Annotated in this window: 22 protein-coding genes; 8 read left to right on the top strand and 14 right to left on the bottom strand. The window is 65.9% G+C overall.

Translation table 11 applies throughout. From position 1 onward, the window contains the following. Positions 1-139: 139 nt before the first annotated feature. The 7 genes from B2527_RS18310 to B2527_RS18280 form a co-directional block, all read right to left on the bottom strand. A complete protein-coding gene (locus B2527_RS18310) occupies positions 140-700 on the bottom strand; it encodes a Sua5/YciO/YrdC/YwlC family protein (RefSeq protein ID WP_293716914.1) in 561 nt (186 codons plus the stop codon). 352 nt (positions 701-1,052) lie between these two features. Further along, positions 1,053-3,557 (bottom strand): DNA topoisomerase I, encoded by a 2,505-nt coding sequence (locus B2527_RS18305; RefSeq protein ID WP_293716912.1) that lies wholly within the window; start codon positions 3,555-3,557, stop codon positions 1,053-1,055. 185 nt (positions 3,558-3,742) lie between these two features. Beyond that, the gene (locus B2527_RS18300; RefSeq protein ID WP_293716910.1) at positions 3,743-4,693 is read right to left on the bottom strand and encodes an RDD family protein; all 951 of its coding nucleotides are present in this window, start codon (positions 4,691-4,693) and stop codon (positions 3,743-3,745) included. A gap of 32 nt (positions 4,694-4,725) precedes the next feature. Then, complete coding sequence (locus B2527_RS18295) at positions 4,726-5,442, bottom strand: pilin (protein WP_293716908.1); 717 nt, start codon at positions 5,440-5,442, stop codon at positions 4,726-4,728. 37 nt (positions 5,443-5,479) lie between these two features. Further along, on the bottom strand, positions 5,480-5,953 hold the full coding sequence (locus tag B2527_RS18290; RefSeq protein ID WP_293716906.1) for a DUF494 family protein: 474 nt from the start codon (positions 5,951-5,953) through the stop codon (positions 5,480-5,482). Between the two features lie 45 nt (positions 5,954-5,998). Beyond that, a complete protein-coding gene (gene dprA, locus B2527_RS18285) occupies positions 5,999-7,141 on the bottom strand; it encodes a DNA-processing protein DprA (RefSeq protein WP_293716904.1) in 1,143 nt (380 codons plus the stop codon). Positions 7,142-7,215: 74 nt separating this feature from the next. Then, positions 7,216-8,340 carry a LysM peptidoglycan-binding domain-containing protein gene (locus B2527_RS18280; RefSeq protein WP_293716902.1) on the bottom strand — a complete coding sequence of 375 codons (1,125 nt, stop codon included), beginning with the start codon at positions 8,338-8,340 and terminating at the stop codon, positions 7,216-7,218. A 127-nt stretch (positions 8,341-8,467) separates the two neighbouring features. Between B2527_RS18280 and def the strand changes: the two genes are divergently transcribed. The 4 genes from def (at position 8,468) to B2527_RS18260 (ending at position 12,289) form a co-directional block, all read left to right on the top strand. Then, the gene (def, locus tag B2527_RS18275) at positions 8,468-8,983 is read left to right on the top strand and encodes a peptide deformylase (RefSeq protein ID WP_293716900.1); all 516 of its coding nucleotides are present in this window, start codon (positions 8,468-8,470) and stop codon (positions 8,981-8,983) included. 187 nt (positions 8,984-9,170) lie between these two features. Continuing rightward, positions 9,171-10,094 carry a methionyl-tRNA formyltransferase gene (fmt, locus tag B2527_RS18270; RefSeq protein WP_293716898.1) on the top strand — a complete coding sequence of 308 codons (924 nt, stop codon included), beginning with the start codon at positions 9,171-9,173 and terminating at the stop codon, positions 10,092-10,094. 51 nt (positions 10,095-10,145) lie between these two features. Further along, on the top strand, positions 10,146-11,444 hold the full coding sequence (gene rsmB / locus B2527_RS18265) for a 16S rRNA (cytosine(967)-C(5))-methyltransferase RsmB (protein ID WP_293716897.1): 1,299 nt from the start codon (positions 10,146-10,148) through the stop codon (positions 11,442-11,444). A gap of 89 nt (positions 11,445-11,533) precedes the next feature. Beyond that, the gene (locus B2527_RS18260) at positions 11,534-12,289 is read left to right on the top strand and encodes a glycosyltransferase family 25 protein (protein ID WP_293716895.1); all 756 of its coding nucleotides are present in this window, start codon (positions 11,534-11,536) and stop codon (positions 12,287-12,289) included. Positions 12,290-12,334: 45 nt separating this feature from the next. On the opposite strand, the gene B2527_RS18255 is transcribed toward B2527_RS18260, so the two are convergent. Both B2527_RS18255 and B2527_RS18250 read right to left on the bottom strand, forming a co-directional pair. Further along, the gene (locus tag B2527_RS18255; RefSeq protein ID WP_293716893.1) at positions 12,335-13,252 is read right to left on the bottom strand and encodes a glycosyltransferase family 2 protein; all 918 of its coding nucleotides are present in this window, start codon (positions 13,250-13,252) and stop codon (positions 12,335-12,337) included. Then, entirely contained in the window at positions 13,249-14,196 is a 948-nt protein-coding gene (locus B2527_RS18250) for a UDP-glucuronic acid decarboxylase family protein (RefSeq protein ID WP_293716891.1), read from the bottom strand. The genes B2527_RS18255 and B2527_RS18250 overlap by 4 nt, the downstream gene beginning before the upstream one ends. A 292-nt stretch (positions 14,197-14,488) precedes the next feature. On the opposite strand from B2527_RS18250, the gene B2527_RS18245 reads away from it, so the two are divergent. Then, the gene (locus B2527_RS18245; protein ID WP_293716889.1) at positions 14,489-15,694 is read left to right on the top strand and encodes an O-antigen ligase family protein; all 1,206 of its coding nucleotides are present in this window, start codon (positions 14,489-14,491) and stop codon (positions 15,692-15,694) included. Here B2527_RS18245 and B2527_RS18240 read toward each other — a convergent pair. Then, the gene (locus B2527_RS18240) at positions 15,685-16,503 is read right to left on the bottom strand and encodes a glycosyltransferase family 2 protein (protein ID WP_293716887.1); all 819 of its coding nucleotides are present in this window, start codon (positions 16,501-16,503) and stop codon (positions 15,685-15,687) included. The two genes, B2527_RS18245 and B2527_RS18240, sit on opposite strands and share 10 nt — an antisense overlap. Before the next feature lie 101 nt (positions 16,504-16,604). Here B2527_RS18240 and B2527_RS18235 point away from each other — a divergent pair, with 101 nt between their 5' ends. After that, entirely contained in the window at positions 16,605-17,636 is a 1,032-nt protein-coding gene (locus tag B2527_RS18235; protein WP_293716885.1) for a CDP-glycerol glycerophosphotransferase family protein, read from the top strand. A 170-nt stretch (positions 17,637-17,806) separates the two neighbouring features. On the opposite strand, the gene B2527_RS18230 is transcribed toward B2527_RS18235, so the two are convergent. The 4 genes from B2527_RS18230 to B2527_RS18215 form a co-directional block, all read right to left on the bottom strand. Beyond that, on the bottom strand, positions 17,807-19,315 hold the full coding sequence (locus B2527_RS18230) for a PH domain-containing protein (RefSeq protein WP_293716883.1): 1,509 nt from the start codon (positions 19,313-19,315) through the stop codon (positions 17,807-17,809). Continuing rightward, on the bottom strand, positions 19,312-19,824 hold the full coding sequence (locus tag B2527_RS18225; protein WP_293716881.1) for a PH domain-containing protein: 513 nt from the start codon (positions 19,822-19,824) through the stop codon (positions 19,312-19,314). The genes B2527_RS18230 and B2527_RS18225 overlap by 4 nt, the downstream gene beginning before the upstream one ends. 177 nt (positions 19,825-20,001) lie before the next feature. Beyond that, the gene (gene ribA, locus B2527_RS18220) at positions 20,002-21,123 is read right to left on the bottom strand and encodes a GTP cyclohydrolase II RibA (RefSeq protein ID WP_293716879.1); all 1,122 of its coding nucleotides are present in this window, start codon (positions 21,121-21,123) and stop codon (positions 20,002-20,004) included. Between the two features lie 74 nt (positions 21,124-21,197). Then, positions 21,198-22,118 carry a lauroyl acyltransferase gene (locus tag B2527_RS18215; RefSeq protein ID WP_293716877.1) on the bottom strand — a complete coding sequence of 307 codons (921 nt, stop codon included), beginning with the start codon at positions 22,116-22,118 and terminating at the stop codon, positions 21,198-21,200. A 63-nt stretch (positions 22,119-22,181) separates the two neighbouring features. Between B2527_RS18215 and dtd the strand changes: the two genes are divergently transcribed. Further along, positions 22,182-22,622 carry a D-aminoacyl-tRNA deacylase gene (gene dtd, locus B2527_RS18210; protein ID WP_293716875.1) on the top strand — a complete coding sequence of 147 codons (441 nt, stop codon included), beginning with the start codon at positions 22,182-22,184 and terminating at the stop codon, positions 22,620-22,622. 94 nt (positions 22,623-22,716) lie between these two features. Next, a partial coding sequence (locus B2527_RS18205; protein WP_293716873.1) for a sigma-70 family RNA polymerase sigma factor occupies positions 22,717-24,095 on the top strand: 1,379 nt, incomplete at its 3' end.

The following is a 24,095-nucleotide window of genomic DNA, read 5'->3' as shown; positions in this document are numbered from 1 at the left end:
AGGGGAGGGTTGGGAGGGGGCTTTTCAGGCATTGCTGGAAGCGCCCTGTAGCGCCGAGCCATGCTCGGCTGAGGCTGTACCGGTGAATGCCCTTGCCGAGCATGGCTCGGCTCTACAGGTGAAGCCCATGCACGATTGTTCAGTCGCGCAGGACTTCGCCAGTGGCGGCCACCCGAATGCGGGTGGGCTGGGCCAGGCCGCCGGTGGCACCGTCCAGAAGACCATCCAGCAGGGCAAGCAGGGCAGGGTCCAGCTGCTCGCGGGAGCGTGCTGGTGGCTCACCGGCGAGGTTGGCACTGGTTGATACCAGCGGGCCGCCCCAGGCCTTGCACAGGCCCTGTACCAGCGGATGGGCAGTGACCCGGACGGCGATGCCGGTGTGCTCGCCGGTGATCCAGCGTGGGGCACGCGGGCCGGCTGGGACGATCCAGGTGTTGGCGCCTGGCCAGCTTTCCAGCACCGCTTGCCGGCGACCGGCGGGCAGGGCATCCAACTGCACCCAGCCTTCCAACTGCGCCGGGCTGGCGGCGATCAGGATCATGCCTTTCTCGACCGGGCGCTGTTTCAGCGCCAGCAGCTTCATCACTGCGGTTTCGTTGGAAGGATCACAGCCCAGGCCCCAGACCGCTTCGGTCGGGTAGGCGATCACGCCGCCGGCTTGAAGGGCCGGGACGACGCTGTGCAGGTCGAGTTCGAGCATGGTCAGCACCAGTGGTGGGCTGCTGCGTTTGCTACGCAGCAGCCCGCGAAACGGGACGCAAAAGGCCGCCCGGTGGGCGGCCTGCTGCGGGTGCTGCTGATTATCCGCCTGTTGGAGGGGCAGGGGGATAGAGGGATCGGTTGGCTGCCTTGGAGCAAGACCTTTTGGCCTGTTCCCGGAGTGTAGCCAACCCTCTTCCGCCCCCCGCCATCGCGGGGGCGGGCTCTTCGGGCACCTTCTCCCAGGGGGAGAAGGAAGTGCAGCATCACAGAGCCGACCCTCTTCCGTCCTCCCGCCTTCGCGGGGGCAGGCTCTTCGGGCACCTTCTCCCGGAGGGAGAAGGAAACGCGGGTCAGAACGGCGGTGCGTCGTCCGCGGCCGACGTCTTCACGGCCTTCTTGGCGACGGTCTTCTTGGTGGCTTTCTTGGCAGCGGTCTTTTTGGTCGCGGCTTTCTTGGTGGCCGCCTTTTTGGCCGGCGCCTTCTTCGCGGCGGCCTTCTTCGGTGCCGCTTCCTTCTTCACTGCGGTCTTCTTGGCGGCCTTCTTGGCGCCAAATCCCTTGCGTACCGGCTTGCCAGTCTCGGCCATGAACTGCTCGGCCTCGGCCAGGGTCAGCGAGGCCGGCTCGCGATCCTTGGGGATCTTGCCGTTCATCTTGCCGTCGCTGATATAGGGGCCAAAGCGGCCGTTCAACACCTGGATGTCCGAGCCTTCGAACTCCTTGATGATGCGGTTGCGGGCAATCTCTTCCTTCTGCTCGACCAGGAAGATGGCGCGGGCCAGGTCGATCTTGTAGGGGTCGTCTTCCTTGGTCAGCGAGGCATAGGTGCTGCCGCGCTTGGCGAACGGGCCGAAGCGGCCGATGCCGACGGTGACTTCCTCGCCATTGGCGTCGGCGCCGAGCTTGCGCGGCATGTCGAACAGCTTCAGTGCTTCGTCCAGCGAGATCGAATAGATGCTCTGGCCCGGCTGCAGCGAGGCGAACTTGGGCTTCTCCTCGTCATCGACGGTGCCGATCTGCACCATCGGGCCGAAGCGGCCGATACGGGCGGTGACGTCCTTGCCGCTGACCGGGTCCGGGCCCAGCACGCGCGCGCTGCCGGCATCGGTGCGGTCCAGCGATTCGCTTTTGTCGGTGACCAGTTCCTTGAACGGGCCCCAGAAGCGCTCCATCAGTGGCACCCACTCTTCCTCGCCGCGCGACACCGCATCCAGCTCGTCCTCGAGCCTGGCGGTGAAGTCGTAGTCGACGTACTGGGTGAAGTGGCTGGACAGGAACTTGCTGACCGCGCGGCCGACGTCGGTGGGCTTGAAGCTGCGGCCTTCCATCTCGGTGTACTTGCGGAACAGCAGGGTCTGGATGATCGAGGCGTAGGTCGACGGACGGCCGATGCCGTACTCTTCCAGCGCCTTGACCAGCGCCGCTTCGGTGTAGCGCGGTGGCGGCTGGGTGAAGTGCTGCTCGGCCAGGATGCGGTCCAGCGGCACGCGGTCGCCGGGCTTCATCAGCGGCAGCTTGCGGCCCTCGTCCTCATCCTCGGCACTCTTGCTGTCCTTGCCTTCCTCGTACACGGCCAGGAAGCCGGGCACCACCACAGTGGTGCCGCTGGCGCGGAACACGTGCTCGCTGCCGGCCGACAGATCGACGCTGACGGTGTTCAAGGTGGCCGGGATCATCTGGCAGGCAACGGCGCGCTTCCAGATCAGTTCGTAAAGCTTGCGCTCGTCGTCGGTCAGGTACTTGCCCACCTGGGCCGGGGTGCGCAACGCCGAGGTCGGGCGCACGGCTTCGTGGGCTTCCTGGGCGTTCTTGGATTTGGTGGTGTAGGTGTTGGGCTTGTCCGGCAGCGCGCTGATGCCGTAGTCGCGTGCGATCACGTCGCGGATCTCGGCCAGTGCGTCCTGCGACAGGCTCACCGAGTCGGTACGCATGTACGAGATCAGGCCGACCGTGCCTTCATCGCCGATCGCCACGCCTTCGTACAGTTTTTGCGCCACCTGCATGGTCTTGCGGGTGGTGAAGCCGAGCTTGCGCGAGGCTTCCTGCTGCAGGGTGGAGGTGGTGAACGGCGCGGCGGGGCGGCGCTTGCGCTCCTTGCTGGCCACATCGGTGACATGCAGTGCGCCCTGCGCGGCCTGCTGGATGCGCAGGCGTGCTGCCTCGGCAGTGTCGCCGTCGGTGACGGTGAACTGCTCGAATTTCTGCCCATCCAGCTTGATCAGGCGGGCATTGAAGTGCTGCGAAGGATGCGCACAGGCGGCTTCGATGCTCCAGTACTCGCGCGAGATGAAGGCTTCAATCTCTTCCTCGCGCTCGACGATCATGCGCAGTGCCGGGCTCTGCACGCGGCCGGCGGACAGGCCGCGCTGCACCTTGCGCCACAGTACCGGCGACAGGTTGAAGCCGACCAGGTAGTCCAGCGCGCGGCGTGCCTGCTGGGCATCGACCAGGTCCGAGGCGATCTCGCGCGGCTGGGCAATGGCTTCCTTGATCGCACGCGGGGTGATTTCGGTGAACACCACGCGCTGCATTGGCTTGCCGTCGGACAGGCCGCGTTGCTTCAGGATCTCGGCGATATGCCAGCTGATGGCCTCACCCTCGCGATCCGGGTCGGTCGCCAGCAGGATGTCATCGGCGCCCTTTGCGGCTTTGGCGATGGCTTCGACGTGCTTCTCGTTCTTTTCGATCAGGTCATAGCGCATGGCGAACCCGTTCTCGGGGTCGACCGCGCCTTCCTTGGGAACCAGATCGCGCACATGCCCATACGAGGCCAGGACCGTGTAGTCCTTGCCGAGGTATTTATTGATCGTCTTGGCCTTGGCCGGTGATTCGACGATGAGCAGGTGCTTGGGCATGTCAGTACATTCTTGGGGCGGAACGCCCGTGGGGGGGCGCTAGGGTGGCTTAAACCGGGACGATAGTGAAGCCGATGTGGGGGTTGTGCATAAGCCGACGCCCGGGTTGCGGCCCGGGCGTTCAGCTTGGTTCCTTATTTAGAGGAATCATGCCGGGGTGGCCGCTGTCAAGCCACCCGGGCGTTTCAGTTGAAGTTGGACGAGGCGATACCGACCACCGCCAGCACCGCCACGATGCCCAGCAGGGCCAGCAGACCAAAGATCGACAGCACCACGATGGTGACCGTGCCCAAGCCGCGCTGCTGCCACTCCGGGTTGTCGGTGAAGGCCCACTTGTCCACTACCAGGGTGTCGCAGACCATGTCGTGGACACCCTGCTTGCGCTGGGTGAAGGCCACCATCAGGCCGGAAATCAGCACGCCCAGGCCACAGGTGACCACGGTGAACAGGACCAGGGCGATATAGCGCAGGAACCCGCGCCAGAAGGTCAGGCCTTCGCCATTGCCGCGTACCACCTTGATGCCGACCGCCATCTTGCCGAGGCTGGCCATGTTGCTGGTGGAATACATCCAGCCGAAATAGACCGCCGGTACCAGAATGCTGATGGCGTAGTTGAGGGTGTAGAAGGTGACCATCACGCCGGCGCTGGCGACGTCCGAACCGGACAGCGAGGCCATGCTCACGCCCATCACCAGCATCAGCGGGATCAGCAGCGCATAGCTCAGGATGCCGGTGACGAAGCTGTCGATGATGGAGGCGGCAAAACGACGCCACAGCCCGGCATGGACCACTTCGCCGCCGTGCACCACGTTGCTGTAGTCGTGGCTTACCGTGCCGGGCGCGGCATACGGCGAGGCCTGGCGATCAGCGGCCGCGGCCGCGGCAGCTGCCACCGCGCTGCCGTCGGCGATGGCGGTGTAATCCGCGCGCAGGTCGATGCCTTCCGATGCCGGTGCGGTCACCAGCAGTTGCAGTTCTTCGGCGGCCGCCGACAGCGGCTGCCATTGCGACATGCCTTCGCGCCAGACCAGGGTGGTCAGGTCGAGCTCACCCTTGCGGAACAGGTCACGGATCGCCCCGGCTTCGACCGGGCCATGCCGCTCGCGCTGGGCATCGGCGTAGTACCACTCACTCATCGGTTTCCCCTGAAAAATTTCGCCTTCGGCAATCAGCCGCGGCAGTTGGCTGGCAGGTATTTGTCATCCACGTCCGAGCTGCATTCCCAGGTCGCGGCCTGCATATCGTAGTCGAGCCAGAGGGTTTTGCCGTGCAGGGCGGGTTCCTGGGGGCTGTTGAACTGCGCTTCCAGCCCGCAGTGACCGTCCTCGAAGCGGCCAACGCGCACGCTGCCGAGGTTGCCGCTGGCATAGCTCTCGGGGCTGCCGAAGCCATCTTCGCCGTTCACCGGGCAACGTTCGTTGGCGGCGGCGAAGCCGGCAATATCCGAGCTCAGGGGCTGCAGCTGGGTGTAGACCATGCTGGTCCTGGCACGTTGCTGGTAGTCCTTGTAGGCGGGAAGGGCAATGGCGGCAAGGATTGCCAGAATGGCCAGGCCAATCACTGCCACAACCGCAGCGATGATGGCGGCAATGGCGCAGCCGGACAGGCCCTGCTTGGGCGGAGCCGTCGCAGCAGGGTAACGGGGCACCTGCTGCAGCGGCGGTGGCATGGGGGCGGCGCTTGCCGGGGCATCGGTATCGGCAGCAGGCGGGGTGATGCCCAGTTCGGCTGCAAAATCGCGCAACGGACGCCAATCGCCGGCACCGTCCCGCCATAGCAGGGTATCGGCATCAATGCGTCCGGAGCGGTGCAGTTCGATGATGTTTTCAGACGGCAGCGGACCGCGCCGCTCGCGGTTGCCTTCGGCGTAGAACCATTGGCTCACGTGGGTTTCCTCATGCGTCCCTGCATGCCGCGTGGGCTCAGTGCAGGGGTTCGGGTTCGTCGATGAACATCTGGGTTTCCATCCAGGCGTAGGCAGCTTCGGCACCGGGTTGGTTGAACAGCACCATCAGCACCACCCACTTGAGGTCGTCCAGGTCCAGCTCATCCTGGTCCAGGGCCATGGCACGGTCCAGCACCAGCTCGCGCTGGTCGGCGTCGAGGATGCCATGCTGTTCCAGGAACAGGAGGAAACCCCGGCAATCCACGTCCAGTTTGTCCAGCTCGGGGCCGTGAAAAATGCGTACGGGCCCGTCAACGCGGGGCCGTGCGACTGCCGGGCGCTGTTCGGCCAAGGCATCGAGCCAGTCGAAGGCCTTGCTGATTTCGGTGGGACTGAAACCGGCCTGGATCAGGCCGTTCTGGAGCGAGTCGCGGTCTCGGATGAGATCGGCATCCTCGCTGAAATAATGTTCAAACAGGTACAGCAGGACGTCCAGGATGCTCTCTTTCATTGCCCCTCGGCCTGCGCCAACGGCGCTGTGGAGGTGAAGGAACCCTCAGGTGCGGCTGTAGCGTCCGTGTGCGGACGACACGCTCCCTTGCAGTTCCATGAGCAGCAGCATGGATGACAGCTTGGCGGCCGTCAATCCAGAGCGCTCGATCAGTGAATCCATACCGGTTGGGTCATGGCCCAGTGCTTCCCACAATCGCTGGTAGTCCGGGTCCGGCAGGTCCGGGACCGGGGAGGGCCCGGTCACTGCGGTCGAGATGGGGGTGTGCAAGCGGTTTTGCAAGGCGTTGCCCAGTTCGCCAGCCAGATTGGCCACGCCTTCAAGAATGTGGTCGGCATGTGTCACCAATGTGGCACCGTCGCGGATCAGACGGTGGCAACCGCGGGCCATGGGGTTATGGATGGAGCCGGGCACCGCGAATACCTCGCGGCCGGCCTCGCTGGCCAGGCGTGCGGTCAGCAGGGCGCCAGAGCGTTCGGCGGCCTCGACCACCACCGTCCCCAGGGTCAAGGCCGCCAGCAGGCGGTTGCGTGCGGGGAACTGGCCGCTGCGTGGCACCGTGCCGGGCGCGTATTCGCTGACCACGGCGCCGTGCGCGGCCAGCTCGGCCTGCAGTTGGCGGTGGTGGCGCGGGTAGGCGATGTCCGGTCCGGTGCCGATGACGGCATAGCTCGGCGCTGCTGCGGCCATCGCTGCACGGTGGGCCGCAGCGTCGATGCCGGCGGCCAGTCCGCTGGCGACGGTCAGGCCGCAGCGGGCCAGCTCAGCGGCCAGATGGTGGGCGATATCGCGGCCGCCGGCGCTGGGGTTGCGGCTGCCGACCACGGCGATGGCGGGTTGCCAGAGCACGCCGGGGTTGCCGTCCACGAACAATGCGACGGGTGGATTGGGGGCCTGGCCCAGCAAAGGTGGGTAGTCGGCGGTGGCCCAGCCCAGCAGCTGGTGGCCGGGCGCAGCCAGCCAGCTGAGCCCACGTGCCAGGGCTGCCGGGTCCGGGTGGGCAAGGGCGTGGCATTGATCCGCTGCGCAGCCGGCCGCGCGCCAGGTGGCGGCACCGGCTGCCAGCACCGCCGTGGCATCACCCAGCTGATCCAGCAGTTGCCGCAGCGGCAGCAAAGGGCCGCCTGCCAGCACCAGTATCAGCAGGGCCTGTGCGTCGGTTCGCCACATTTCGGAAGAGGCTGTCATGGCTTGGCAGCATCAGGCCAACATGACAACGGCGCCCTCGGGCGCCGTTGTCACGGTCTATCAGGCTTGTACGCTTACTGTGCGTCCGGATGCTTCAGCTCGTAGCCCACGCGGGCCGGCTTGTTGCCTTCCATGATCAGCGCATAGCTGACCTTGTCGAAGGTACGGAATACCATGGCATGGGCGGCATATTCCTCAGGCAGCGCCACCCGGCCAACGCCGTCGTGGAAACTGCTGTCGATACGCGAGCTGTCGCGACGACCCACGCGGTCGCTGACATGGCTGCCGCTGCGCCAGATCGAGAACACCGTGCCGTTGTCGATGCCTTCGCGTGCACCTGCGGAGATGGCAATGACATCACGCGGGCCACCCGAGGTCAGGGTGTCGGTCACCGCCAGCACACGGATATGGCCCGGCAGCGGGTTGCTGGCCGGCGCGTGCGGGATGAACTGCAGGTCATACGGCTGGGCCTGGACCGGCACCAGGCGATCACCGGCGCGTACTTCGCGGCCGCTGTCTTCCAGGCGCAGGGTCGAGGCCTGGCCTTGGTCGGCACCGACCTTGGTCACCGTGCCGATGTTGACCTGGGCCAGTTCGTAGCCAAGGAACTCATTGCGATCACTGCTGGCAACGTAGTCCTTCCACAGGTTGCCCTGGCCCGGCAGCGTGTTGCCACGGACTTCCAGGTCGGTGCTGGGCTTGGGCTGGCTGTAGCTGACCGTCGGCCGCACAACCATGTAACGCTGGCCCGGCTGCGTGCCCTGCAGGCCCACGACATACGCCAGCTGGCCGGCACTGGCACGCAGGCGGTCTTCTTCCAGCCCGACCACGTACGGCAGTTCCTTGAAGCTGTCGACGATGTTCAGGTTCTTCAGGAAGGGTTCGACATCAGCCAGCGGTATGGCATTGATTGGGGCTTCCTGGCGTGGGCCGGGCTGGGCGGTCACGCGGTCTAGGTAGGCCAGGCTCAGGATATCGCCCGGGTAGATCAGGTGCGGATTCTTCACCTGCGGGTTGGCTTGCCAGATCTCCGGCCAAAGCCACGGCTTCTTCAGGAAACGTGCCGATATATCCCACAGCGTATCGCCCTTGCGCACCACATAGGTGTCAGGGTGCGAACCGTTCATTTCCACGGCGACAGCATAGGTCGTCACGGTCAGCAGCGCCGCGGCGGCGACCGTACGTATTTGTTTCAACATGGTTGCGATCTGCCTGATTCCCCAACAGGTTGGCGCACTATATTGCAGAAATGGGCGCGCCGGGCAAGCGCAAGCGGTAGAATTGGGACATCTTGCCGGTTTAAGCGGCATCCCCACAGGTATTGCTATGGCCCTCCTGCCCATTCTCGAATTCCCCGACCCTCGGTTGCGCACCAAGGCGGCGCTCGTTGATGCCGCCGAAGTGACCACGCCGGCGTTCCAGCAACTGCTCGACGACATGTTCCAGACCATGTACGAAGCGCCGGGCATCGGCCTGGCCGCCAGCCAGGTCGACGTGCACAAGCGCTTCATGGTCATCGACGTCAGCGAGGAGCGTGACGCGCCGATGGTGTTCATCAACCCGCAGATTGCCAGCGCCAGCGAAGGCGGCCGTGTCTATCAGGAGGGCTGCCTGTCGGTACCTGGCATCTACGCTGATGTCACTCGTGCCGATTCCATCGTCGTGCGCTTCCTCGACCGTGAGGGCAAGCAGCAGGAACTGGCGGCCGATGGCCTGCTGGCCACCTGCGTGCAGCATGAGATGGACCACCTTGATGGCAAGCTGTTCATTGACTACCTGTCGCCGCTGAAGCGCGAGATGGTGCGCAAGAAGCTGGCCAAGTCGCGCAAGCACGTTGCTTGATTCAAGGGCGGGATCGGGGAGTCGGGACCGGGGATTGGCTGCAACAGGCTGTGCCGCGCCTCCCTGATGTCCTGGCGCTCTGTCCTGCATCCTTGCCTGCACGCTCCTTTTTTGATTCGCGATTGGCCGCAGCTGCCGTTGGGTTGCGTTTGCCTATCCCGAATCCCGAACAGCGAATTCCCACCCAATGAAAATCATCTTTGCCGGTACCCCGGAATTTGCCGTTGCCTCGCTGGCTGCTGCTGCGCGCCAGCATGAAGTGGTGGCTGTCTATACGCAGCCCGACCGTCCGGCGGGCCGTGGTCGCGGGCTGATGCCATCACCGGTCAAGCTGGATGCGATCGCACGGGGTATCCCGGTGTTCCAGCCGGAATCCCTGAAGACACCCGAGGCCCAGCAACAGCTGCGCGATCTGCAGCCGGACCTGATGATCGTGGTGGCGTATGGCCTGATCCTGCCCAAGGCAGTGCTGGCCATCCCCACCCACGGCTGCTGGAACGTACATGCCTCGCTGCTGCCGCGTTGGCGTGGGGCGGCACCGATCCAGCGCGCGATCGAGGCCGGTGATGCCGAAACCGGCGTCTGCCTGATGCAGATGGAGGCGGGCCTGGACACCGGTCCGGTGCTGCTGCGCCAGCACACCCCCATCAGTGATACCGACACCGGCGGGCAGTTGCATGATCGTCTGGCGCAGATGGGCGCGCAGGTGCTGTCCGACGGCCTGGGCTTGTTGCGTGCCGGCCTGAAGCCGGTGCCGCAGGTGCAGCCGGAAGCCGGGGTGACCTACGCGCACAAGCTGGACAAGGCCGAGGCGCGTCTGGATTGGAGCCGTGACGCGGCCGCCTTGGCGCGCACCGTGCGTGCCTTCAATCCCTGGCCGGTGGCCGAGGCCAGCCTGGCGGGGGAACGTGTGCGCATCCACGGCGCGGTGGCCATCGCCGACAACCTGGGCAAAGCGCCGGGGGCCGTGATCGGCGCCTCACGCGAAGGCATCGACATCGCCTGCGGGGAAGGCGCATTGCGCTTGCGCGTTGTGCAGCGTGAGGGCGGCAAGGCGATCACTGCGGCCGACTATCTCAACGCCCGCCGTGATCTGCGGGTCGAGGGCTGAGGGGTGGCGAAAACGACCTCTCCCTGGGCCGGCAAAGGAGGCAGTCCGCAGGTGCCGGGCGTACAGACCCGGGCACTGGCGGCCAAGGTGCTGGCTGCCGTGCTGGGCAAGGGGCGCTCGCTGAAGGCGGAGTTGGCCTTGGCGCTGCCGCGGTTGGAAGACAGCCGCGATCGCGCTTTGCTGGAGGCGATCTGCTTTGCCGCGCTGCGCCGTCGTTTTGTCTACGAGCAGGCGCTGGCGACCTGGCTGCAGAAGCCATTGGGGCCGCGTGACGTGGACCTGCGCGGCTTGCTGATGGCCGGGTTCGCCCAGCTTGATGCCCTGCAGCTGCCTGCGCATGCGGCGTTGTCCGCCACCGTGGAAGCAGCACGTGCGCTGGGGCGTGAGCGCCAGGCCGGTCTGGTCAACGCTGTGCTGCGGCGTGCCCAGCGCGAGGGCTTTGCCGAAGCGCGCGCTGAAGATGCCTGGCCGCACTGGTTGCTGCAGCAGGTCAGGCACGATTGGCCGGAGCAGGCCGAAGCCATCATCGCCAACAGCCTGCAGCCCGCGCCGCTGTGGCTGCGGGTGAACCGGCAACAGCACGACCGCGAAGCCTATGCGCAGCTGCTGGCGCAGGCGGGTATCGGGGCGGTGAGCGAGGTGCTCAGCGCCGACGCGCTGCAACTGCCACAGGCGGTACCGGTCGGCAGTCTGCCGGGGTTCGCCCAAGGGGCGGTGTCGGTGCAGGACCTGTCCGCCCAGCAGGTGGCCGATGCGCTGGCCCCGGCAGTGGGTGCGCGGGTGCTCGATGCCTGTGCAGCGCCGGGCGGCAAATCGGCACATCTGCTGGAACGCGATCCCACGCTGCAGCTGCTGGCCCTGGACGTGGACGCGCGGCGCCTGCAGCGTATCCGTGAAACCTTTGCCCGTACCGGTGTAGGTGCAAAGGCGACGGTGCAGGCGGTGGATGCCGCCGATCTGGCTGCCTGGTGGGACGGGCAGCCCTTCGATGCCGTGCTGCTGGATGCACCCTGCTCGGCAACCGGCATCATTCGCCGCCAGCCCGATGTGCTGCTGCATCGGCGCCCGGCGGATATTGATGCGCTGGTCGCCCTGCAGGCACGGTTGCTGGATGCGCTTTGGCAGGTGCTGCGCCCCGGTGGTGTGCTGCTGTACTCGACCTGCTCGATCCTGCAGCGGGAGAACGCCGGGCAGGTGGCGGGCTTCCTGCGGCGCCACCCCGATGCCAGCGTGCAGCCGCTACCGGCCGCGTTTGGGCATGACCAGGCGGGCGCGCGTCAGCGCCTGCCGGCCGAACAGGGCGGCGATGGTTTCTTCTATGCGCGGCTACTCAAGAGTGGGGACTCCTGACAGTCCTGCCTTACCTTGTTGCAATGATCTTGTCCGGCCAGGCCAGCAGAATGCTGGCCTGCTCCAGTTGCCCTGCACCGAGTCCATTGATGTCCCTTCCCCTGTCCACTCCGCCGTTGTATGTCGTCAATCTGCCTGCATCGGTGGATCGTCGTGAGTCCATGCAGTGCCAAGCGGTGTCATTGGGACTGACGCTGGAATTCTTCGAGGCCGTCAACGGCCGCCAGCCCCATCCGCTGTTCGCGCATGTGGATGAGGGTCGACGGGTGGCAAACAAGGGCCGTCCGTTCAAGCCCGGTGAGCTGGGTTGTTGGGCCAGCCACTACCTGCTGTGGCAACGCTGCGTGCAGCGCGGTGAACCGATCATCGTGCTGGAGGATGACATCCAGCTATCGCCGCGGTTTGTCGATTTGTTGCAGGCATTGCCACAACTGCCGGCGCAGGTGGGTTACTTCCGCCTGCATGCCGGTGATCGCCCCAGCACGCCCTGGCTGCAGTTCGGTGATTTCGTGCTGCACCGCTATTGGCGCAGTCCACTATGCACCCTGGGTTACTACCTGACCCCGGATGCCGCTGAAAAGCTGCTGCGTCACGCGCGGCGCTGGGTCCTGCCGGTGGACGACTACATGGATCTGGCGTGGTTGCACGGGGTGGAATGCCTGGGGCTCAAGCCAGGCGTGGTGCGCAGCGATGAAGACTTCGAATCGACGATCCAGGTTGGGCGTGGGCCCAAGCCCGCCGTCGGACCGTGGGGCTGGGTTACCCGCGAAGGCTATCGCGCAGGTCTCAACCTGCGCTGGTTCCTGCACAATCTTCCGCATCGCCTGCGCCGGCACCGCATTTAAGCTTGCGGCCAGGCAAGACGGTCCGCCATCGGCGGACCGTCGCCATCAGCCCTTGTGGCCGCGATGGCCCATGATGATTCCCAGCGCGCGCTCGTAGCGCTTCCACCAAGGAGCATTGCCACGCAGCGCCAGGGACGCATAGCGCTTGCGTTCCTTGCGGGTGGGGTTGGGCTTGGTGCGGTACTCGTACTTGCTCTGCACGCTGCAGCCATCATCCAGGCCCACCCGCCATGCGTACTGGCGGACGATGCCGTAGTTGCGCAGGTTGTTGCGGTAGATCGCGCTGGGGTCCTGGCGGGTGGCCCACCAGCCATTGCTGCCGTGGGTGCGGTATTCCACGCAGCCGGTGGGCAGGTAGTACTTGCGTGCACCCATGATGCTGGCGCCATGCACAACGCAGGCATCCGCGCAAAGCTTCCAATGGCGGCGGAAGCTGTGCGGCAGGTCCAGCACGTTCTCGGCCCAGTGGCGGCGCAGCGAGATGGCCGAGGTGGGAGCGCCATACCAGGGCACCAGGAAATAGGTGCTGACCGCGGTATAGCCCAGGTCGATGGGCTGCCCGCTGTTTTCGTAGCGGATGTCCATCTGGTCGATGCCGAAGGTCTGCAGGTCGCTGAAAATGAAATCGACGTCGCGTCGGGCATCGTAGACCGCGCCGATCTTTTCCAGATAGCCCGGCTTCCAGCGGTCATCGGCATCCAGGAAGCACACCACATCGGCGGTGGCCGCTGCTACACCACGCTGGAACGCGGCCAGCTGGCCTTCGTTCTTGTCGAACAACAGGGTCACGCGCGGGTCGTTGCCGTAGCGATCACGCAGCATCTGCGGCGACGCATCGGTGGAGCCGTCATCCACCACAAGTACCTGGGCCGCCGGGCGGGTCTGCGCCAGTGCGCTTTCCACCGCCTCGAACACGAACCTGGCGTAGTTGTAGTTGGTGATGACCACCGCAAAGGTGGTCATGCCTTGTCCTCGGCCAGCAGGGTGCGGAAGTAGGCGATGGTTTCCTTCAGGCCGTCCTCGAGCGACACCTTGGGCTCCCAGCCCAGCTTTTCCTTGGCCAGCGAGATGTCAGGCTGGCGTTGCTTCGGGTCGTCGGAGGGCAGGGGCTGGTAAACCAGGCGTGAGCGGCCGCCGACCAGGCTGAGGACCTTCTCGGCCAGTTCCAGCATGGTGAATTCGCCGGGGTTGCCGATGTTGACCGGGCCGGTGAAGCCATTTTCGGTGTCCATCATGCGGGTCATCACTTCGATCAGGTCGTCGACGTAGCAGAAACTGCGGGTCTGGCTGCCGTCGCCGTAGATGGTGATGTCCTGGCCGCGCAGGGCCTGCACGATGAAATTGCTGACCACGCGCCCGTCATTGGGGTGCATGCGCGGGCCATAGGTGTTGAAGATGCGCACAACCTTGATATCCAGCGCATGCTGGCGGTGGTAGTCGAAGAACAGGGTTTCCGCGCAACGCTTGCCTTCGTCGTAGCAGCTGCGCAGGCCGATCGGGTTGACCCGGCCCCAGTAGCCTTCCTGCTGGGGGTGGACTTCCGGGTCGCCATAGACCTCGCTGGTGGAGGCCTGCAGGATGCGGGCATTCAAGCGCTTGGCCAGGCCCAGCATGTTGATTGCACCATGCACGCTGGTCTTGGTGGTCTGTACCGGATCGTGCTGGTAGTGCACGGGCGAGGCCGGGCAGGCCAGGTTGAAGATGCGGTCAACTTCCACGTACAACGGGAAGGTGACGTCATGGCGCATCAGCTCGAAGTTGGGATTCCCCATCAGGTGCGCGACATTGCGCTTGCTGCCGGTGAAGAAATTGTCGGCGCAGAGGACGTCGTGCCCGTCGGCGACCAGTCGGTCGCACAGGTGGGAACCCAGGAAACCGGCGCCGCCGGTAATCAGAATGCGCTGCATTTATTCTTCTCAGATGAATGGCTTTGCCGGGCCCGCCTAAGCGTCCCCCCGGTTGCTCGGCGGGCGTCATTTTGTCATGGCCCGAAGGTCATTGGTGAACACTGCATTGATCTGCCATGCGGTTGACAGGCGGATTGGCGGAAAAAGCGCCCGAATCTGCTAAAACTGCAGAGTTTTCCTAAACCGTTCCGGGCCGCGCCGGCCCAATCGTCCAATGCCCCCTCCGCCTTCCCTTGCCGCTGCGCCACGTTTCCACGTCCTGGGGGGCGGCCGGTGGCGTGTTCTTCACCACATGGCCAGTGCGGCAGTGTTCCTGCTGCCAGCGCTGGTACTCAGCACGCCGACCAATCTGCTGCCTTTCGGTCTGCTGCTGCTGCTCAGCAGCCTGTGTGGGGCGGACTTCCTGTGGCGCGCGCGGCCGGCAGCGCGGCCCTATGCGGGCTTGTTGGCGATGCTGGCAGCGGCGGTGATCGTCCTGGGGGTGTGGTCGGCCTGGCATTTCAACCAGGTGGTGGAGGATGTGGACAACCGCTCGCGGTTCCTGGTGATGCCATGGGCGATGCTCTGGGCGTGTGCATTGCGGCCCTCGCAACGTGCGTTGTGGTGGGGTGCGTTGACCGGCTTGGTGGCGACCCTGGTGGTGGCGTTGGCGCAGGTGGCTGGTGGCCTGGAGCGTGCCGAAGGATGGACCAATGCCATCGTGCTGGCGGACACCGTGCTGGTCCTGATGGTGGTGCTGGTGCTGTGCCGGCCCCCGCACAAGTGGTGGTTGATCGTGGTCGGAATGCTGGCGGGGGGCATTGTGATCCTGCTCAGCGGTAGTCGCGGCGTATGGCCGGCGCTGCTGTTGCTGCTGCTGGTGATGGCGCTGAGCGTGCCCTGGCGTAGCGGACGCTTCCGCCTTGCGGTACTGGCAGCCATGGTCGCCGTTGCCGCGGTGCTGGTGCTGGCGGTGCCCCAGCTGCGTGAAATGACCCGGTTGGATGAGCTGCACAGCGATGTGCAGCGGATCGAGCGCGGGGATGTGAATTCATCTGCCGGCGCCCGCCTGGAGCGTTTGCAGGTGGCCTGGGACACCCTGCGTGAACGGCCTTGGGCAGGCATTGGTATCGGCCATTTCGATACCGCCATGGAGCGTTTGCCGGAGTGCCGTCCCCCGGCGGTGGCGGTGGCCCGCTGCGACCTGGGCCATGCCCACAACGATCTGGCCGAATGGTCGGCAACCATGGGCATCCCTGGCAGCGTGTTGTTGTTGCTGGTTTACGGGCTGCCACTGTGGCTGTTTGCACACCTGCATCGGCTTGGGGGTGAACCGGACTTCCGTGGGCCGGCCGCGGCGGGGCTCATGCTGGTTGCCACCTTCGTGCTATGCGGAATGACCCAATCGATGTTTGCCCACCAGATCACCGCCAGTGTCTATACGACGCTGGTGGGGCTGTTGGCGGGCATGTCGCTGCTGGGCGTCGCACGGCGGCGGCAGGCTGCAGCTCAGGGCTGAGCGCGGGGTGGGTCGACCAAGGGTTGCTGGTTGTTCAGCAGCCACAGCATGATGGTCTTCTGGCGCACGTAGTTGGCGCTGACAAAGGCTTCGATCAAGCCTGGCCAGCCGTCAAGGAAGCCGCGTTTGACCACGTAGCTGCGGAAGAAGCGCCAACTGGGGGCCAGCACCAGTTTGCCCAGGGTGGCGCGCTTGCCCTTGGCGTGTTCGTATTCGGCCATCATCCGGGCGTATTTCTGCTTCTTGTCCAGCAACTGCAGGAAGCTGCGGTAGGGATGATGCAGCAGGTCGCCCGGCAGCAGGGTAACCGGACCATCGACGGCGACCGCTTCATGGATCTCACGATCGCCGCGCCAGCCGCCATGGCGGCGGTCGAACAGCCGCAGCACGCGGTCCGGATAAGCGGTGCCGTGGCGCAGGAAGCGCCCGAAGTACTCCGAGCAGCGCGCGAAGCGGTAGCCCACGGCGCGGACAAAGCCGGCATCACGCTCGGCCTCGATCGCCGCGCGCAGGTGCGCATCCACCCGTTCGTCGGCATCCAGGCACAGCACCCAGTCGTGGCTGGCCTGCTCCACGCAGAATGCCTTCTGGCTGCGGAACCCGGTGAATGCCCGCTGCACCACGCGTGCGCCTGCCGCTTCGGCAATGGCGACGGTGGCATCACTGGAGAACGAGTCCACCACCACGATCTCATCGCAGAACGCCAGCGAGGCCAGGCAGTCACCGATGCGGTCGGCCTCGTTGAAGGCGATGATGCAGGCCGACAGGCATTGGCGCGCGCTGGGCGCAGGGGTGGTTGGGCTGGGCATGGTGATCGGTGGCGGGGGAACCGGGCCAAGCCTAGCAGCGACGGCTTCCACTGGCGATGCGATAATTGCGCCATATCCGGGATATTCAGGAGTTCCCCGCCGTGCCACGCCACTATCTGCTGTACGGGTCCGAGCGTTATGCGCTGGCCATTCTGCGTCCGCTGCAGGCCGCGATCCGCGCGCGTGGCGACGAGGCCGCCTGGTTCTTCGATGGCCCAGGCGCCGAGGACCTGACCGCTGACGAAACCCTGCTGAGCGTGCAGCAGGTACGGGCCTGGAACCCCTGCGCGGTGATCACCTCATCCAACGCGGTGCCGCACTTCTTCCCCGGTGTGAAGGTTGAGACCTTCCATGGCTTCGACGCTGGCAAGCCACGCCATATCTACATCCGTGGCTTCTTTGACCTGTACTGCACCACCGGCCCGCGCGATACCGCCGCGTTCTCGGAGCTGGCGGAGAAGGCTGGCCATTTTTCGGTGGTGGAAACCGGCTTCCCCAAGATCGACCCGTTCATGAGCCAGCTGCAGGATCAGCCGGATCCGGTCCGTGAGCCGCCGGTGATCCTGTACCACTCCACCTTCTCGCCGTCGTGGAGTGCCGCCGGCATCCTGTATGACCAGATCAAGCGCCTGTCGCAGACGGGAGAGTGGCGTTGGATTGTCACGTTCCATCCGAAGATGGACCCGGAAGTGGTGGCCAAGTACCGCGCACTCGAAGGCCCCTACCTGCGCTTCGCCGACGACGACAACATCCTGGACCTGTTCCCGCAGGTGGACATGATGTGCTCGGATACCTCGTCCGCGCTCAACGAATTCCTGCTGACCTACAAGCCGGTGGTGACCTTCAAGAACCGCCGTCCGGGCCCGCAGCTGATCGATATCGATGACCCGGCACAGTTCGAAGGCGCCATCCGCACCGCGTTGTCACGGCCGCCGGAGCTGATGGCCGCGGTACGTCAGTTTGCCGACCAGTTGCACCCGTACCGCGATGGCAAGTCCAGCGAACGCATCCTGCAGGCCATTGATGATTTCATCGCCAAGGGCGGCCGCAACCGCAAGCCCAAGCCACGCAACTGGTGGCGCAAGATCAAGCTGCGCAGGCGCATTGGTTATTGGGGGCCGGCGCGGGTTTGAGTGCATGGGGGCGTTGCCCCCTCTCCCGCCCCTTCGGGGCCCCCTCTCCCGCGAGGGGAGAGGGGTAAAGCTGCAATTGCAGGCAATGCTTCAACTCGCTGCATACCACCCCTCTCCCCTCGCGGGAGAGGGGGCCCCGAAGGGGCGGGAGAGGGGGAAGCTATTTAGCCTCACCAGCGCAGCTTGCGCCGCGCCATTTCCCGCCCAAGCTGGGTCATCAGCGCCCGCGCCTGCGCCTCCTCCAGAAAGCGCAGTTGCAGTGCCGGCGAACCGGCTGCACCGGCGGTATCCAGGGTCAGCGTGGCGGTGCCAAGCCGCCGATCCAAGGGCGAACGGTCCAGCCGCAATGCCTGCAGCTTGTCCAGCTCGGCCACCCGCCACCAGCGGTTCCACCAGCCGCCGCGGATGGCCACACGCTGCGCATCGATGCTGTAGCCGATGCGCGTGACCTGGCGGTGGGCCTTGAATGCCGACCATGGCAGCCACAGCAGCGGCAACAACCCCCAGGGGCTGTCGGTTTCATGGACCAGCAGCGCCGCCAGCAGGGGCATCAGCACCAGCGCGGGCAGGCATAGCCGCCACCAGCCGCGTTGGCTTACCGGCTGCCACTGTTCGGGCGGCCACTGCAACTGCGGCAGCAGGTGCTGCAGCAGCGCATCGCAGTTGGCCGGGGGGGCCAGCGGTGCCAGTTCCTTGAGTGCGCGCCCGGCCTGTTCCTGCTGGCCGCCACTGGCAATGTCCACACGCAGCTGGCGGCGCTTGAACAGGCGGTGCAGCGCGCCTTCGCGCAGGGTCCAGGCCTGGATGCGGCGGCGGGCCACGCTGCTGCGCACGCGGGTGAACAGGCCGCGTTCCACGGTCAGGCGCTTGTCGGCCTCGCTCAGGCCGAAGCCGTAGTACTGCACGATGGCCAGGCCCACCGACAACAACTGCATCAGCAACAGGGCAAAGGCCAGCAACAGCAGGCTGGAGGTGATCAGGCTCAACGTGCCCAGCTGCAGCTGGCTGGCATAGCCGAAGACCTGGCGGCCGTGTTCTTCGATGAAGTCGGAGGTGACCCGGCGCGGGAACAACTGGTAGGCCGCACCGATGGCGGCGGCCACCACCACCATCGCGCGGTTGGAGATCAGCCCCAGCCGCACCAGCTCGCTGATGGGCAGGCGCAACAGGACGTCGCCGGCGGGTGGGTCCAGCGCGGCATGCAGCGGCGCATCGCTGCCACGCTGGCGGATGAGCCGCTCCAGCTCCAGCGCCTGCGCCAGCTTGAGCACACGCATCTCCGCTTCCGGCTTGTCGCCACCGGCCGATTCCAGGCGCAGCTCGGCCACGCCGAACAGCCGGTGCAGCAGGTTCTGGTGGACCACCACGTTGTGGATGCGCGCAAACGGGATCTCGCGCCGGGTACGTTCGAAGATGCCACTGCGGATGCTCAGCGCATCCTCGCCAATGCAGTAGCGGTAGCTCAGGTACTGCAGCACGGCGCTGACCACCAGCGCCAGCACGATCGCAGCGCTGATCCAGTGGTGGTAGGGCAGGTCGTCGTCACTGCGGCTGCCAAATACAACCAGCGCCACGAGCGGCAGCAGGAACTGCTGCACCTGCTGTTGCAGGGCGAACAGCCAGGACCAGGGGTGCAGGCGTTGTTCTTCGCCCGGCAGCGGCGGGGGCGGGGTGCTCACAGGGCGTCGTCGTCGTGGTCGAGCTGGCGTGCCAGGCGGTCACGCAGGCGTTCGGCATCGGCCTTTGCCAACCCGGCCACCGCCACGGTGTTCATGCGGCTGCCGGCGGTATGCACGACCAACGTCGCCAGCCCGGCCATGCGTTCCAGCGGGCCGCGGCGCAGGTCCAGGTGCTGCACGCGCGACACCGGCACCTGGCTTTCGCTCTGCCACATATGGCCGCGGCGTACGCCCAGCGATTGTGCGTCCAGCCGCCAGAAGGTGAGCCGGTGGCGGCGCCAGCCAAACCAGGCGCCGAGCAGGGCACCGCCAAGGCCTGCCACCATCGGGGCCAGCAACCAGTGGGTTTGGCGGGCCACCAGCATCAGCACCAGACAGCTCACTGCAAACAGCAGGCCCATGCTCAGCGCCGCGCCGACCGCTGCGAATACGGCGCCACGGGGTGGCAGCGGCTGCCACGGGTTGTCGTCGGAAGGAGGTGCGTCGGGGAGGGCAGGGGTTTCAATCATGCGCAGACGATATAACGCCTGCCCAGTCAGCGGTAGGCGGCGGTACCCGCCGCGACGCATGGAGGGCTGCTGCCCACGGAAAGCCGCTGCCCGCCTGTTGTCAGCACCACGGCGCAGCAGTACGCGGCGGGTGCCCCATGGGTTTCGCGGCTTGTCGCGCTGCCACGGGAAGGCCGGCTACTGCGCTGCCATGATCAGCGCGTCCACATCCAGATGGTGGCCGGCGCGTGTGGCCTTGGTACGCAGGTACTGCTCGTTCTCGTGGGTGATTTCACCGGTGACCGGCACGCAGCCGACGACTTCGATGCCGGCCTTGCGCAGGTGCTGCACTTTGGTGGGGTTGTTGGTCAGCAGCTGGATGCGCTGTACGCCCAGTGCACGCAGCATTGCCACCGCGCTTCCATAGCGGCGTTCGTCGGCGCCAAAGCCCAGTTGCGCATCGGCGTCGATGGTGTCCAGGCCTTCGTGCTGGTAGCCATAGGCGCGCATTTTGGCGGCGATGCCGGTGCCGCGGCCTTCCTGGTCCAGGTACAGCAGGATGCCGCCGCCCAGTTCCTTGAGCGTGCGCAGGCCGCGCCGCAGCTGGTCGCCACAATCGCATTTGAGCGAGCCGAACAGGTCGCCGGTGAGGCAGGACGAGTGCACGCGCACCGGCACGATGCCGCCCATGTCCGGGTTGCCGACGATCACCGCCACCTGGTCGCGCTGGGCGACACCGCCGCGGAACACCGCGAACTCGCTCATGCCGACATCGCGCAGCGGCACCGGCGAGCGGGTCACCAGTTCGTAATCCTGGCCGGCCTGGCCTGCACCTTCGGCAAGGGCGGCGGTATCCAGCTGCAGGCAGTCATCGAAGGGGCTGGGTGCTGCATCCAGTTCCACCGACACCATGGCCGGCAACAGCAGGCCCAGCCGTGCCACTTCCACCGAGGCGGCATCCAGGGCATCGCCATCGGGGTGCGCGCCGGCCGGTGCAGTGGCGTCGCGCAGATAGGCCAGGGCTGGCAGCTCGGCGAAATCGCGGCCGGCCAACGGGATGCGGATGCCGTTGGCGGCAGTGATCCCCAAGGTCTGCGCGCGCGCAGCGGTGAGGAACAGGTAATGGCGGTTGCCGGCCGCGCTGGCAAAGGCGGCAAAGCCCTCCGGCGAGCTGCTGTCCAGGGCAATGCTGGCCAGCCGGCGCGGCCCGTCGCTGATCACCACCGGGCGCCCGGCGCGCAGCTCGGCGGCGGCGCGCTCGCAACGGATGGCGGCGGTCTGGCCAAAGTAGGACGGGCTGGCGGAGCTGGGGCTGTTCATCTGGAACCTTATGGGGGCCGCTGGCCGTTGAATCAATCCAACGGCACCGGTGACGCAGTGTTGCAGGGGCGGGTTCAGTGCGGGTGACGGGCGGTGGCGTAGGGGTCGGTTTCACCGCTGCCCGGTGGCCGCAGCGTGTAGCGCTTGTAGGTCCATTGGTACTGCGCCGGGTCGCGGCGGGCGATGCGCTCGATGCCGCTGCTGAGGGTGGCCGCAGCCAGCTGCAGGTCGGGGTCGGCGATCTGCGCTTCGGCCGGTTCGATATGCAGGGCGAAATCGAGATCCGGCCCGGTGCGTTCGCACCAGCCATACAGCAGGGTGGCGCCGGTGCGCTCGGCCAGGCGGTTGACCAGGGTCATGGTCAGGGCCTGGATGCCGAAGAAGGGTACAAACACGCCATCGCCATTCTTGGGTTGCTGGTCGGGCAGGATGCCGGTGGCGCCGCCTTCCTTGATTACCTTGAACAACTGCCGCACCGCCGGGCCCTCGGCGCGAACCTGGCGGACGTTGTCGCCGCCACGGCACAGCTGCAGAAACTCATCACCGACCGGGTTCTCCGGCGGTGCATAGACGATGGCGATCGGGCCACGCGAGGCCAGCCACTGGTTCAGCAGCTCCCAGTTGCCGTAATGCGGGGCGATGACGATCACGCCCTTGCCTGATGCCAGCGCGGCGTCGTAAAGCGCTTCGCCATGGCGTTCGCGCAGGTGCCGGGACAGGTTGCGGGCCGGGTCGTGGGTCCACAGGTACAGCGTTTCCAGGGCCTGGCGGGCAGTGGTGCGCAGCACCTCGCGGTGCAGGCGCGCGCGCTGTGCAGCGCCCAGTTCGGGGAAGGCCAGCTCCAGGTTGCGCCGGGTCACCCGGCTTTCGCGGGCATTGATACGGCGCCACAGCCAGGCCACGGTATCGGCCAGCGTCCGCTGCCAGGACCAGGGCAGGTGGGTGAGGGCGCTGGCAAGGCGGTAATAGAGCTTGGCGGTGGATTGCGGTTTCATCGGCCCAAGTTTAGCCGCTGGCGCCCGGTGCTATGGTGCCCGGCCCCCTTGCAGGAGTTACCCATGCTTTGCCTGATCCAGCGTGTTACCCAGGCCTCGGTCACGGTTGATGACGCGGTGGTGGGGCAGATCGGCCCCGGCCTGCTGGCGTTGGTGGGGGTGGAGCCGGGCGACGAACCGGCGATGCTGTCGCGGATGGCTGACAGGCTGCTGGGTTACCGTGTTTTCGCCGACGATGCCGGCAAGATGAACCGTTCCTTGCGGGATACCGGCGGTGGTTTGCTGCTGGTCAGCCAGTTCACCCTGGCCGCCGACACCCGCTCGGGCATGCGCCCGAGCTTCACCAGTGCCGCGCCGCCGGCCGAGGCTGAACGGCTTTTCAATCAATTGGTGGCGATCTGCCGTGAAAAACACGCCGCAGGGGTGGAAACCGGGCAGTTCGGTGCCCATATGGTTGTCAGCCTGATCAACGACGGGCCTGTGACCTTTCTGCTCAGACCATGACGCGCCGTGAACCCACCGCCACGGCAAGCGCTATGCTGCGCTGGTATAATGCTAGGTTCCCTATATTCACAATCGCCGGTGGCGCGAGCATTACATGGCCAACGAACGTCCTGCCCAGCAAAACGACATCAAGCTCCTGATCAGCAAGGGCCTGGAACAGGGCTACCTGACCTACGCCGAAGTCAACGATCACCTGCCCGACGACATGGTCGACCCGGAGCAGATCGAAGACATCATCGGTTTGATCACCGGCATGGGCATCGACGTCCATGAAGTTGCCCCCGACGCCGACACGCTGATGCTCAGCGACGGCAACACCGGCAACCGTGAAGTCGATGACACCGCCGCGGAAGAAGCCGCTGCTGCACTGACCGCACTGGACACCGAAGGTGGCCGCACCACCGACCCGGTGCGCATGTACATGCGCGAAATGGGCACGGTGGAGCTGCTGACCCGCGAAGGCGAAATCGCCATCGCCAAGCGCATCGAGGAAGGCCTGGGCCAGGTGCAGGCTGCACTGGGCACCTTCCCGCTGGCCGTTGAGTCGGTGCTGGCCGATTACGAAGCACACAAGGAAGGCAAGAAGCGCCTGGCCGAAGTGATCGTCGGCTTCAACGACCTGGTCGAGGAAGAACCCGCCCCGGCCGTGGCCGAGGACACCAGCGACGATGCTGATGCCGACGGCGACGAAGACGACGACGGCGACGACGTCGAGGAAGAAGCCGGCCCGACCGGTCCGGACCCGCTGGAAGTGGCTGCCCGCATGGAGCAGCTGGCCACCGACCTGGCCAAGTTCAAGAAGGCACACGCCAAGGGTGACAGCAAGGCCCAGGCCAAGCTGCGCGAGGAGATCTCGGCCACCTTCGTGACCCTGAAGCTGCCGCTGCCGCTGACCGACGTACTGGTGCGCCTGCTGCGCGACACCATGGCCCAGGTCAAGTCGCAGGAGCGCCGCGTGCTGCACTTGGCCACCATCACCGCCCGCATGCCGCGTAAGGATTTCATCCGCTCGTGGGAAGGCAATCAGACGAATCTGGAGTGGGTGGAAGACGCGATCAAGCGTAAGCAGAAGTGGTCGTCGGCCCTGCGTGACGTCAAGGACCAGATCGTTGCCGAACAGCAGGCCACCATCGACCTTGAGAAGGACACCCAGCTGAGCCTGGACGAGCTGAAGGAAATCAGCCGCGTCATGGCCTACGGCGAAGCCAAGGCGCGCAAGGCCAAGAAGGAAATGGTCGAGGCCAACCTGCGCCTGGTCATCTCCATTGCCAAGAAGTACACCAACCGCGGCCTGCAGTTCCTGGACCTGATCCAGGAGGGCAACATCGGCCTGATGAAGGCCGTGGACAAGTTCGAATACCGCCGCGGTTACAAGTTCTCGACCTATGCCACCTGGTGGATCCGCCAGGCGATCACCCGTTCGATCGCCGACCAGGCCCGCACCATCCGTATCCCGGTGCACATGATCGAGAC

Origin of the sequence: Stenotrophomonas sp. UBA7606 (assembly GCF_002477705.1) — a bacterium.
GTDB lineage: Bacteria > Pseudomonadota > Gammaproteobacteria > Xanthomonadales > Xanthomonadaceae > Stenotrophomonas.
Note: the sequence above shows the minus strand (reverse complement) of the source record. Positions and strands in the feature narration are given on the sequence as shown.